Annotated in this window: 11 protein-coding genes and 1 pseudogene; 4 read left to right on the top strand and 8 right to left on the bottom strand. The window is 49.4% G+C overall.

Translation table 11 applies throughout. From position 1 onward, the window contains the following. Position 1: 1 nt before the first annotated feature. Positions 2–1,183: a galactokinase gene (locus GUA98_RS24240; RefSeq protein ID WP_193724648.1), complete on the bottom strand. Its 1,182-nt coding sequence runs from the start codon at positions 1,181–1,183 to the stop codon at positions 2–4. Positions 1,184–1,336: 153 nt separating this feature from the next. Here GUA98_RS24240 and GUA98_RS24235 point away from each other — a divergent pair, with 153 nt between their 5' ends. Next, complete coding sequence (locus tag GUA98_RS24235) at positions 1,337–2,296, top strand: AraC family transcriptional regulator (protein ID WP_227780057.1); 960 nt, start codon at positions 1,337–1,339, stop codon at positions 2,294–2,296. A gap of 157 nt (positions 2,297–2,453) precedes the next feature. Here GUA98_RS24235 and mgrA read toward each other — a convergent pair whose 3' ends face one another. The 6 genes from mgrA to GUA98_RS24205 form a co-directional block, all read right to left on the bottom strand. Then, a complete protein-coding gene (gene mgrA / locus GUA98_RS24230) occupies positions 2,454–3,461 on the bottom strand; it encodes an L-glyceraldehyde 3-phosphate reductase (protein WP_193724686.1) in 1,008 nt (335 codons plus the stop codon). 81 nt (positions 3,462–3,542) lie between these two features. After that, positions 3,543–4,283: an NAD-dependent protein deacylase gene (locus GUA98_RS24225; protein WP_153979709.1), complete on the bottom strand. Its 741-nt coding sequence runs from the start codon at positions 4,281–4,283 to the stop codon at positions 3,543–3,545. Between the two features lie 30 nt (positions 4,284–4,313). After that, entirely contained in the window at positions 4,314–5,090 is a 777-nt protein-coding gene (locus GUA98_RS24220; RefSeq protein WP_193724647.1) for an HAD family hydrolase, read from the bottom strand. A 28-nt stretch (positions 5,091–5,118) separates the two neighbouring features. Next, positions 5,119–5,883 (bottom strand): alpha/beta fold hydrolase, encoded by a 765-nt coding sequence (locus GUA98_RS24215; protein ID WP_193724646.1) that lies wholly within the window; start codon positions 5,881–5,883, stop codon positions 5,119–5,121. A 90-nt stretch (positions 5,884–5,973) separates the two neighbouring features. Beyond that, a complete protein-coding gene (locus tag GUA98_RS24210) occupies positions 5,974–6,639 on the bottom strand; it encodes a bifunctional 2-keto-4-hydroxyglutarate aldolase/2-keto-3-deoxy-6-phosphogluconate aldolase (RefSeq protein ID WP_095359776.1) in 666 nt (221 codons plus the stop codon). An 87-nt stretch (positions 6,640–6,726) separates the two neighbouring features. Next, positions 6,727–7,692, bottom strand: a complete 966-nt coding sequence (locus GUA98_RS24205; protein WP_193724645.1) for a sugar kinase — start codon at positions 7,690–7,692, stop codon at positions 6,727–6,729. Between the two features lie 222 nt (positions 7,693–7,914). Between GUA98_RS24205 and GUA98_RS24200 the strand changes: the two genes are divergently transcribed. From GUA98_RS24200 to ilvD, 3 genes and pseudogenes are all read left to right on the top strand, one after another. After that, positions 7,915–8,955 (top strand): acyltransferase family protein, encoded by a 1,041-nt coding sequence (locus GUA98_RS24200; RefSeq protein ID WP_193724644.1) that lies wholly within the window; start codon positions 7,915–7,917, stop codon positions 8,953–8,955. A gap of 119 nt (positions 8,956–9,074) precedes the next feature. Continuing rightward, positions 9,075–9,317, top strand: a pseudogene (locus GUA98_RS24195) (KGG domain-containing protein); the annotation flags it as partial. A gap of 320 nt (positions 9,318–9,637) precedes the next feature. Further along, positions 9,638–11,323, top strand: coding sequence for a dihydroxy-acid dehydratase (gene ilvD / locus GUA98_RS24190; RefSeq protein ID WP_153979714.1), 1,686 nt, complete (start codon positions 9,638–9,640; stop codon positions 11,321–11,323). A 149-nt stretch (positions 11,324–11,472) separates the two neighbouring features. Here ilvD and GUA98_RS24185 read toward each other — a convergent pair whose 3' ends face one another. After that, complete coding sequence (locus GUA98_RS24185) at positions 11,473–12,897, bottom strand: polysaccharide deacetylase family protein (RefSeq protein WP_193724643.1); 1,425 nt, start codon at positions 12,895–12,897, stop codon at positions 11,473–11,475. Between the last annotated feature and the right edge of the window lie 34 nt (positions 12,898–12,931).

The raw sequence follows: 12,931 nt of genomic DNA, 5'->3' as shown, positions 1-12,931 counted from the left end.
TTTACTTCGCCTCCTTCAATTCTTTGACACCGTCGCCTACTCCGCACACATAGAAGTCTCCCTTGAGACTTGTACGTGCTTCATACGCTGCCCCCACTTCGCGGACAAAGCGCTCTACATCATCCTCATGTACCAGTGACACCGTGCATCCACCGAATCCGGCTCCCGTCATGCGTGCACCGAGTGTGCCTGGAATGCGCTGCGCTTCCTCTACCATCACGTCCAATTCCTCGCAGCTTACTTCATACAGATAGCGGAGCGATTCATGGGATGCATTCATCAGCTTGCCGAACGTTTCCAGATCGTTACTACGCAGTGCTTCCACCGATGCAAGCACACGTGCATTCTCTTCCACAACGTGCTCGGCACGCTGTCTTACCTTCTCATCCTTGATGTGATCCTGCAGGGTTACAAATTGCTCCGGCGTCAGTTGCGCCAGATAATCAAGTGCAGGCAGCTGTTCCTTCAAAATGGCAAGTGCCTGCTCGCATTGGGAGCGCCGCTCGTTATAGGCCGAGTCTACCAGACCGCGACGTTTGTTCGTATTGCCAATGACCAGCTTATAAGAGCCTGTACGGAAAGGTACTTTCTCATATTCAAGCGTATCACACATTAGCAGAATTGCATGATCTTCTGCTCCGTTAGCTACGGCAAACTGATCCATAATGCCGCAGTTGACGCCAACAAACTCGTTTTCTGCTTTTTGGGACAGAAGTGACAACTGTACTGTATCGATCTCCGATACACCTTCCATGGATTGAATCGCGTATCCCGTAAGCACCTCCAGTGAAGCCGAAGAGGAGAGTCCGGCACCGTTCGGAATTTCACCGTGGTACAGGAAGTCATATCCTTTCGTTACCTTCACGCCTTTAGCTTGCAGTTCAACCATGACACCAACTGGATAATCTGTCCACTCCCCTGTTTTCTCCTTGCCGATCGAGGATGTATCCAGCACGCCTTCATAGGACATGTTGGTGGAAGCCAGCTGTAATTTGTCGTCCTTCCGTTCCCGGATAACAAGTGTTGTACCGAATTCAAGTGCTGCCGGAAGCACGTACCCACCATTGTAGTCGATATGTTCCCCGATCAGATTTACACGTCCAGGAGCATGGAATACACGGAGATTCGCTTCACCCTCTCCGTACTTCTCAATAAACTTTTGTTTCAATTCATGTATGTTCATTGCTGCTGCACCTCATCTCAATGTTGTTGTTTTGTTAAGGTTATTATACAAGAAAGCGGTACCTCTTGAAATGCAACCATGTGTGTTTCATATGGATAAATGTGACCTTCCGTCATATAATGGAAAGAACACCACAGAAAGAAGGAACGGCACATGATTGATCAACACAAGGAACATTCAGCAGTAGACCCGATAAAAAACATCCAGGAATCCTCGGGGAAAAGTGGAGCAAAAACGTACTCCGTTGCCTCCAATCCGGTCTATTATGAAAAGGGGCCATTACATGTCCTTTTTGCAGGCGCAAGCCAGACCCTTCCGGGTCATGCCCTTGGTCCAAAACTATACGATTATTATCTGCTTCATTATGTAGAAAAGGGCGCTGGTACATTCCGTACGGAACTCCATACCTACGAATTATCCGCAGGAGATTGTTTCCTCATTCATCCCGGGCAACTGGTAAGCTACCAGTCCGATGCCCGCCGCCCCTGGGAATATCGATGGATGGCCTACACAGGCAGCCAGGCTGGGAAACACACGGAAGAAGCGGGCTTTCGTCCGGAAAAATCCGTTTTTCATGCCGGACCGTCCTGCGGAATTGCTGACTGGCTATCCGTCATGCAAAATGCATTTGCGGAGCGCAAGGAAAGCTCTCATTTTACATCCATCGGTACGTTATATATGATTCTAGCCGAAGCCCAAAATCACCTTTCTCAGGGACAAACTCTGATTCCTGGTGAATCTTCGATTAGGCGGACGGTAAAACAGATGATCCAATACATGTCTACTCAATATGCTCACCCCGTCTCCATTGAACAGATGTCGGCTAGTCTTGGCTACAACCGTGCTTATCTATCCCGGATATTCAAGCAGGAAACCGGTCTATCCCCGGTCACGTATCTGCTCAAGCTCCGCATTGACAAGTCACGGCAGCTGCTGCGTGAACGTCCGGATCTGTCCATTGAGCAGGTATCCGCATCCGTAGGACTGCCAGATGCCCTTTATTTCTCCAAACAGTTCAAACGTTTCCATGGAGAAGCACCGACTCTCTATCGGGAAAATATACTCTCCAGACCTCCAGCTTCGAGGCCCGGCATGACTCAGCCAAACAAGTAATAACCCTTCAGGAAAAGTGGTAAGTGTTACGAAAAACTCCTCGTTACTAGGGCACCATGCATGATTGCAAATTAGTGAAAAAAAAGAAGATGCATCTGCCATTACGGCTAACATGCACCTTCTTTTTTTCATTTATTATAGGTTCTTAGTCACATGCTTATTTGTCATGAGGTTCGGGACTAAGAATGGATTCAATCCGCTCCAGCTCTTCCGATGAGAAGTCCAGCTGATTGAGCGCGGCCACATTCTCCTCGATCTGCGATGTACGGCTTGCACCGATCAATGCCGACGTTACCCTACCGCTTCGCAAAACCCAGGCCAGCGCGAACTGCGCCAGACTCTGACCACGAGCTGCAGCAATCTGATTGAGAGCACGAACTTTGCGCAGCGTCTCAGGTGAGATATTGTTCTCGTTCAAGAAAACGGACGGCCCTTTTGCACGAGAATCCTCCGGAATGCCGTTCAGATATTTGTTCGTCAGTACCCCCTGTGCCAAAGGACAAAATGCAATGCTGCCTGCACCATACTCATCCAGCACATCCTGCAGCCCATCTTCAATCCAGCGGTCCAGCATGGAATACTTCGGCTGGTGGATCAATAGAGGTGTACCCAGACCTTTCAGAATTTCGGCAGCCTCTCTCGTTTGCTCTGCCGGGTAATTGGAGATGCCCACATACAGTGCCTTACCCGAACGAACAATATGGTCCAGAGCCATCATCGTTTCTTCAAGCGGTGTTTCCGGATCATAACGATGTGAATAGAAAATGTCGACATAATCCAGACCCATGCGCTTCAGACTCTGATTCAGGCTGGATACCAGGTACTTGCGGGAACCCCATTCGCCATACGGTCCGGGCCACATATAATATCCCGCTTTGGTGGATATCACCAGCTCATCCCGATAGGGCTTCAGATCCTGGGCCAGCACCTGACCAAACAGCTGCTCTGCAGAACCTGCGGGCGGACCGTAATTGTTGGCAAGATCGAAATGCGTAATGCCCAGATCAAAGGATCGAGTAATCATGTTTCGACCGTTCTCCGCATTATTGATGCCGCCAAAATTATGCCAAAGTCCAAGTGAAATGGCCGGAAGTTTCAACCCAGAACGTCCAACCCGGTTATATTTCATCGTTTCATAGCGTGTATCGCTGGCTAAGTAGACCATCATGAATCCCTTCTTTCCCCAGGTTCCGCTTCCTGCACTCTGTTCGAGCGCGGGAGAAGGCGGTTATTTCAGACAAACCGTTTAACCAAGAAGCTGGTCCACCTTAATCATTACCTCGCCGATCGGCTCGGTAATCAGCAAATCCGCCTGCCGGTCATACGCCGTTGGCGTGGCATTCAGTAAGACGGTATGTTTTCCCCGAAAATACGTAATTAGCTGTGCAGCAGGATGGACGGTCAGCGAGGTACCGCCGACCAGCAGCAGGTCAGCAGAAGAGATTGCGTCCACAGACTGGTAAAGCGTGTTCTGGTCCAATTCCTCTTCATAGAGCACAACGTCAGGCTTAATGACTCCATGACAAGCTGTACAGCGGGGTACCGCATCCTTCGACCGAATGATATCATCCAGCGGGTAGAAACGCCCGCAATCCATACAGGCATTCCGATGAACGGAACCATGCAATTCGAGTACGTTGGTGCTGCCTGCTTTTTGATGCAACCCGTCAATATTCTGGGTAATGACCGCCTTCAGCCGACCTTCCTGCTCCAAACGTGCAAGGAGCTTATGACAACCGTTGGGCTCGGCATCGGGATGAAGCATTTTGCCCCGATAGAAATCATAGAAAATATCGGCATGCTGATCGAAAAAGTGACGACTCAGCAGTTCCTCCGGCGGATAAGGGGAATGCTGCTCTGTCTGATATAGACCCGCGGCAGAGCGGAAGTCGGGAATCCCGCTTTCGGTCGACGTTCCTGCCCCTCCGAAAAATACAATATTCGAACTTTCCTGAATCCAGGAAGCCAGCTGTTCTACCCCGTTCATCCTCTCTCCTCCTTAGCGGAATAATCCCGTTCAGGCACCATCCGGACTCACCCGGATTTCATGATAATCCCCAATAACGACATCCGCATCCTGTAAATGTACTGCTTCCTTCCCAGGGGGACACACACCAATAACATGCGAAACACCTGCATTCAGCCCCATCTGCATATCCCCGTTGCTATCACCTATAACGATGGCCTGGTTAGGATGAATATGTAATTCATGACATGCCAGCTTGGCAGTTTCGCCATTCGGCTTGCCTAAGGTAACGCGGTCACAGCCTACGATCGACGTAAAGAAAGATCGTATCCCCATCCATTCCAGATGCTCTTCTGCTGCGGACGTGCTGTCCGAGGTTACCACCGCCACCTTGATCGAAGCTGCTCGGCAGCTCTCCAAAAAAGAGACCAGTCCAGGCATAGGCTCAGCCTGCCGTTTGGAACGAACTTCCTGCATGGCTGAATTGGAGAGCTCGCGGACTGTTGTGATCGCATCATTCCAGGGCATGCCTGCTGCATACAACTGTCCGGCCAGGAGCCCGGTACTCTCATCTACGGTAGCGATGGCCAGCGGACCCTGCCTGTCATAATCAATAATGTGTCCTTCGCTATCGTGGACTGTACCAAGTACCCTGCCTCTTTCTACCGTGAAACCAGACCCCATGCCTGATAACACGGCTTCCAATTGATTTAGCAAGGAATCGGCCCACGGACCCCATAATTGCAAAAATTCAAGCAGTGTCCCATCCTTATCTAACAAAATGCCCTGGCAGGGAAGCTGCAGACCCTTTATTTGAAGTATGGCCATAACCTTGCCGCCCCTCCTGGCAGATGTATTATTGGATACCTTCGAGCCATTCAGTAACCGCCTTTACCGTTTGAGACAACTGCTCTTCGCCTGTAATTTCAGGTTCTCCGTCACCACTCTGGTGCCCGTAGTCACCGAACTGCGAGTGGTTCCCTCCTTCAATTGTGTAGTACACCGTGTCTTCCGGCAGATAGGAGCGGCCATTTTGGTATTTTGTCGCATTGACGACTTCGTCATTGGTACCCAATATGGATAGCGCCTGAATCCCCAATGACTTCACGCTGCCTTTTTGATCCGGATAGGACGCCAGGAAAAAGATACCTTGAAGGGCGTCTGGATGGGATGCTGCATAACGTGCAGCCATGGATCCACCCAATGAGTGTCCACCCATGACGAATGATTCGTCCGGATAAGCATTAAGAATATCATCTGCAAGATTTTGTTTCAGTACTGCCAGATTGACCGGCATTTTGGCAATGATGGTATGGTGTTCGGCCTTAGCCAACTCGTGAGCCAGAGGAGCGTAGCTTTCCGGTTTCACCAAACCACCTGGATAGAAGATAACACTAATCCCTTCAGGTTTGTCTGGCATAAAATCAATCCAGTTTTCCTGTTCACTCACCGTAACCTGATCCGCTGTTTGCATAGCCTTCTGGGCCATTTCCTGCGGTCCGTACGGGGTAAATAGCTTCCAGGCAACAAACCCGCATCCAATGACAATGAGCGCCAGAAGTACGAGCAGAAATTTTCCGATGCCCCTCTTCTTGCGCCCTGTATTATACCGGTTCCTCAACTTCAATCACCTTTCTTCACTTACCGCAGGTGTTGCGGCTCTTGGGGAATAGGAGCAAGGCTGAACCTTCTCACATTCCCCGCCTTGCCTCTATTCCGCTTTCGCCTTACGGTAAGCATCCATATATTGTTCCGCCTTGCGGCGAACATGACTTAAATCCCCTGTTTTCATCGCTTCGGAAGTCAGGTCGGACCCGATTCCCACAGCTACGGCCCCTCCCTTGATCCAATCACCCAGATTGGACAAGGATACCCCGCCGGTCGGCATAAAATTCGCTTGAGGCATAGGCCCCTTCATCGTCTTGATAATGGATGGATCATACAGATTGCCTGGGAACAGCTTCACGATGTCCACACCAAGCTCAAGCGCACGTTGAACATCGGCAATGGTCATTACGCCAGGCAGGATCGGAATTCGATAGAGATTGCAGATCTGTACGGTATCCGGATTCAGCGATGGTCCGACAACAAACTCAGCACCTGACATAATTGCTGCTCGCGCTGTCTGGGGCTCAAGCACTGTACCTGCTCCTATTATCGCAAACTTTTCGGGATCCTGTGTGTTCCAATGGTAGACACGGCTCAGTTTCTCGATGGCTTTGAGTGCACTGGGAACCGTCATCGTAATTTCAATTACTTTGATTCCACCGGCAATGGCTTGCTCGGCCATGGCAATGACCTGATCGGCAGAGTCGGCCCGAAGCACGGCGACTACCCCGTTATCCGTTATTTTTTGCAGCAGCTGAAGCTTCTTCATTTCATTCTCTCCCTTATCAATGTGGTTGTTTATTACAAGCCTTACAATTGAAGATCGAAGATGAGACTTACATGATATCAGCAGCGACTAGCGCTCAACATGAGTTACGTTGTTCAGCTTGGCCTCAACTTGCTCCCACGTCGGAAGCGCCTCCCAATCGCCAACGGCCTGTATGACCATGGAGCCCGTTAAGTTCCCGAGCCGGGTAGCTTCCTCCGGAGAGTATCCTTTGAGCAGGCCTGCTAGGAAACCTGCACAAAATCCATCTCCCGCGCCAACCGTATCCAGCACATGATCCGCCTTGAAGTACGGAACTTCCGTTAGGGTACCATTCACCAATACATAGGTCAAATCCGGTCCGCCTTTCACGATGGAGACGGCATTCAGAGCTGACAAACGCTCAAATATCTTCTGCTCATCCTGTTCGTTATACAGAAGTTTCATCTCATCCAGGCCTGGCAAAAAGTAGTCAGCCTGCTCTGCCAGACGAAGCAAAACCGGACGAGCCTGCTCTGCTGACCAGAGTTTGAGACGCAGATTCGGATCAAAACTTACTTTTACACCAGCCTGTTTGGCTATATGTATGGCAGCTTCTACCGTTGACAAACCCGAAGGGCTTATAGCGGCAGTAATACCAGTAACATGCAAAATCTCAGCCCCGGCAATATATTCCGGATCAAGATCATCCGGAGTCATCGCACTTGCAGCGGATAGTTTCCTATAATAATGTACAGAGGATTTCCCGGAAGCGTTCTCACGAATCATCAGACCTGTCGGCTCCGCGTCACTCAAGCGTGCTCTGGATACATCTACACCTTCACCACGAATCGCTTTTAATATCATGGTGCCGATGGGATCCTGACCCAAGCGCCCAAACCAACCACTTGTATGGCCCAGACGGGACACACCGATGGCCAGATTGCTCTCTGCGCCGCCAAACGACTTGTCCAATGAAGCCGCGTATTCAAGACCTCTTGTATCCTTGGCTGTCAGCAGACCCATACTTTCACCGAATGTAACAATTTCTGGACTTTGGCGGGTATTCGTTGACATCGTTTCTTAGCCTCCTTAAATTTACAATTCCTCATCTTCTTTTCCCATTGTCATCCTCTATGCAACCGTTGTCAATCCCGCCCGTTCATTTTGTTGTCACAGCTCCGGGAAAGGATAACGCTTTCTATTGTGAATTATATCACAATGATTACTTCATATTCATATTACCCTTATGAAAGATACAGATGGCCTCGATCGTGAGGTCAACAGGAGGGTTACAACATGAACAACCGGACTGGAAACCGTGGTGATCAGGAATCATTTTTTTATAACTTGCGCTTTATGCTTATAGTCTGTGTACTCGTTGGAAATGCGCTTGAACCACTCATTACACGCTTTGCGGGAGCAGAGGCTCTGTTCCTGTGGATATATACATTTCATATGCCGTTATTCGTATGGGTTACCGGATATTTCGCCAGACATGCTCCTCAGGGTGCACCCGGACGCAAAGTGCTTAAACAAATTGCGCTTCAATACGTTCTGTTTCAATCGTTATACGCTCTAATGGATGTTACGGTGTTCCACACTCCGCACATGAAACTGTCTTTTTTTGCTCCTTATCTGTTGCTGTGGTTTCTGGCCAGCCACTTCTGCTGGAGGCTCCTGCTCAGAGCTACCTTATCCTGGAAGCCCATCTATCGGCTCATTGCCTCCATTCTGCTGGGAGTCGTGGCGGGTTACCTGCCTGTGGACGGATTTTGGCTCAGCTTCAGCCGAACATTTGTATTTCTCCCTTTCTTCATGATCGGTTATGACTATGGAGCGGCCATCCGTTCTTATGTGCGAACTGGCTGGGGGCGTCATGCCGCCGCAATATTATCTGCTGGTCTTTTGATATGGATAGGCTTGGGAGGACTTCAGATCTCCACAGGCTGGTTAATGGGCAGCATGACTTATGCTGAACTCGGTCACCATGAGTGGTATGCCGGAATCTATCGTCTTGCAATTTATGCCCTCGAAATGATCTCGGGAGCTCTATTTCTGGCCTGGGTGCCTTCTCTTACATCCAGACTGACCGATATGGGACGGCGTACACTTTATGTATTTCTCCTGCACGGATTTCTCGTTCGCCTTCTGATCTGGTCAGGCGTTTATAATTATATCGAAAGCGGATTATACATTCCCGTGATCGTTGCCATTGCCGTAATGTTTGCTGTACTATTGGCCCAGCCCGCAGTACGTCATGCCTTTCGGCCCGTAATCGAACCGGATATCTCCCGGTTTTCCCTGCATCGCCGTGAAATATTCAAACGTTCTGCGTGAATGCTCATCTGTCCCTTGTTCATTACTCTCTAGTAACGGCTTGTTTCATGGTGGAAGCAACGTGGTAAGTAGGGATACGCGCTACAAAAAACAACTTATCCCTTAAGGAGTGATTTGTAATGGCACGTTCACAGGCAGCTGGACAAAAGATGAGTCGCGAGGAAGCAGGCCGATTGGGTGGTAGAGCCACTTCCAAAAATCATGACCGCAGCTTTTACCAAATGATAGGCAAAAAAGGTGGAGAAGCGACCTCCGATGCTCATGATTCCGATTTTTACAAGGAGATTGGCCGCAAAGGTGGCGAAGCAACCTCCGAAACGCATACCAAAGAATTCTATCGTGAGATCGGACGCAAAGGCGGAAGCAACTAGCCTTTTGCACCGAATCCTATCCGAATAATAACAAAACGTTATATTGCTGTTAAGAAAGCCGAACTCCATGGAAATGAGAGACGGCTTCTTTCTATTGATTGTAGAAATATGACGACGGTTGTGATAGACTCTATAAAAAACCGGGTTGTTCACGGGTTTAAAGCAGCAAAGAACTTCATAAACTACGGGAAGCTCGAAGCCGACCACGTCGGTTATTTTTTAGAGTACGGATGAAATTAAACGACAGATGCACTGCCATTTATATTTCCATTCATGTTGCTCAATATTATATATTTGGGGGGAAATACACCATGTCAGCCAAGAAGATGCGTTCCGATATGATCAAAAAGGGTTTTGACCGTGCACCGCACCGGAGTTTGCTCCGCGCAGCGGGCGTTAAAGAAGAGGACTTTGGCAAGCCGTTTATCGCTGTATGTAACTCTTACATTGATATCGTGCCCGGCCACGTTCACCTGCAGGAATTCGGTAAAATTGTTAAGGATGCCATCCGTGAAGCCGGCGGCGTTCCATTCGAATTCAACACGATCGGCGTAGACGATGGAATTGCCATGGGACATATCGGCATGCGTTACTCGCTGCCAAGCCGTGATATCATTGCCGATTCTGTTGAAACGGTTGTATCCGCGCACTGGTTCGACGGCATGGTCTGTATCCCGAACTGTGATAAAATCACGCCAGGCATGATGATGGGCGCACTCCGCTGCAATATCCCTACTGTATTTGTAAGTGGTGGTCCAATGAAAGCAGGTCGTGACAGCAATGGTAAGGCCCTGTCCCTGACTTCCGTATTTGAAGGCGTAGGTGCATTCCAGGCTGGTAAAATTGACGATAAGAGCTTGCTTGAGCTTGAACAGTTCGGTTGCCCAACTTGTGGTTCTTGCTCCGGTATGTTCACAGCGAACTCAATGAACTGTCTGGCTGAAGCAATGGGACTGGCTATGCCAGGTAACGGTACCATTTTGGCAGTAGCTCCTGAGCGTCGTGATTTTGTTAGACAATCCGCGAAACAATTGATGGAACTCATCAAAATGGATCTGAAACCACGCGATATCGTTACGGTTGAAGCGATCGACAACGCCTTCGCACTGGATATGGCTATGGGTGGTTCAACCAACACTGTACTGCACACGTTGGCTCTTGCTCATGAAGCAGGCATCGATTATCCAATCGAGCGCATCAATGAAGTGGCTAACCGCGTACCTCACCTGGCGAAGCTTGCACCGGCATCCGACCTGCACATCGAAGATGTACACAATGCCGGCGGCGTAAGTGCAGTTCTGAACGAATTGCTGAAGAAACCAGGCGCGATCCACGCTGACTGTATTACCGTAACAGGTAAAACGATCCGTGAGAACGTAGAGGGACAAGAGATTCAGGATACGAATGTTATCCACAAGCTGGATAACCCGCATTCCGAAAGAGGTGGCCTTGCGGTATTGTTTGGTAACCTTGCACCGGAAGGCGCGATTATCAAAGTCGGTGCGGTTGATGCTTCGGTTGGCGGTTACCACAAAGGACCTGCAATCTGCTTCGATTCACAGGAAGAAGCACTTGAAGGCATCGCGAACGGCAAAGTAAAAGAAGGACACGTTGTCGTTATCCGTTACGAAGGACCAAAAGGCGGACCAGGTATGCCTGAGATGCTTGCTCCAACTTCCCAGATCGTAGGTATGGGACTTGGTGCCAAAGTCGGTCTGATCACAGACGGACGTTTCTCTGGTGCATCCCGCGGTATCAGCATCGGCCACATCTCTCCGGAAGCAGCAGAAGGCGGTCCAATCGCTTTTGTTGAAGAAGGCGATATCATTGAGCTGGATCTGAACAACCGCATCATCGAGCTGCACATCAGCGATGAAGAGTTCGAACGTCGCCGTGCAGGTTGGAAAGGCTTCGAGCCGAAAGTAAAAACAGGCTTGCTGGCTCGCTATTCCAAACTCGTTACCAACGCAAGTAACGGTGGGGTTTTGAAAATTTAATCTCCTGCCATTTTTCAATTGTTTTGCTATCTGATGCAAAATACCAAATAAAAAGGGTTGCTCCTCTGCCAGTGATGGCAAGGGAGCAACCCTTTTTGCATTGATTTACATGCAAACGAATTAGATATGAATAATACTCTTCTAGTTTATTAAACCGTTGGTGTGTTGTTCAGCTCAGCACCGGCCAGTACTTCCGCTTCAGTCTCCACCAGATCAGATTGCATCTGTTCCGTTGTTGCAGCTACAAGGGCATGTTGTCCGTAACGCTCCATTAATGCATCCAGCGGCATGGCAATCATTTTTGGAACCAATTGCTCGGAACGCTGTTTCAGACGCTTGGTTCCTGATGGATGAATTACGCTGAGCAATAGTTTAAGATACACCTTGGAAGCCGAACTGAAAGGTCCAGGCGGCAGATCCTTAACGGTGAATCCGAATTTCTCCGGCCCCCGGTTAATCATGCTTACACCGTACACTGCTTTGGCAGAACGGAGTTCAGGTTCCGATGCAATCTGCCGCGCCAGATCGGGAAGCTGCTGTTCCATGGCCCGAATCATACGGATGGCCAGATGCATACTGGAACGCGAGGTCATCCCGAGCTCAAATAATTTTTTATTATCAAAATGAAGTTCAATAACCGGGTCCCCGTTTCGGATCACTTGCCCCTCGCTCATTTCAACCAGCGCACCGTGATATACACGGGATCGATAATGAAGCATCGGGTCTTCCGGCGAAGCCGTCCGCAGATGGTATACCCAGTGGAACAGCTTCTCCCAGCCAAGCCATAAAGCAACCACAATTCGTTTCCATGGGGATAATACGGTCTGAGCTGGACTCGTTTTCTGAGGTTCACTCACGGTAATGCCTCCTCCCATCAAGGTATCGATGCGTACACTTTGCAATCCCTGGCGCTCGGCCTCTTGCAGTACCACTTCCAAGGCCTGGAGCATCTGTTCAGGTGCATGTGCGTCAGCCCCAAGCGTGGTACCCCGGTCATGCAGCAGCATGACTTCTCCGCCTCTGAGCTCTTTCAACATGCGTTCTGTCAGTTTCTTCGCTCCGACACGACTTCTCCAATCCTCGAACATCGAAGACCACAGAACAATCTGGCGATCCTTTTTGCTAAAAAAGTCAAACAGGTTCATGATCCCCCAAGGCGGACGGTAAAAACAGGTTCTTACCCCCGTGACCTCCTCTATAATCTGGCCTGTTCGCTGTATCTGATTTTTAACCGTACGCGGCCGCATTAACCAGTTTGTTTTGTGGATGTAGTTATGGATTCCGATCAGATGTCCTTGCTCATGAATGTGCTGGATAAGTTCCGGGTGACTGGCCGCATGCTCCCCAACCACAAAAAAAGTCGCCTTGGCATCGTATTGCTTCAGCAATCGGAGCAACCTTGGCGTGTATACCGGATCGGGACCATCATCGAATGTTAACGCAAACTGTGTATCGCTTTTCCCACGCCTGAACACGCGCAACCCAAAAAGTCTGCTGATCAAACTTGGAATAAAGGCGTAAAAAGATGAAATGTACAATGCCCATAAAAACAGGCTCTGAAGTAAATTTGTCATGCTCTGATTCCCCACTTCTCTTGCTGAATGACTG

Source organism: Paenibacillus sp. P13VS (genome assembly GCF_015143645.1).
GTDB lineage: Bacteria > Bacillota > Bacilli > Paenibacillales > Paenibacillaceae > Paenibacillus > Paenibacillus xylanilyticus_A.
The sequence above is the reverse complement of the archived record's forward strand: the minus strand, read 5'-3'. Positions and strand labels throughout refer to the sequence as shown.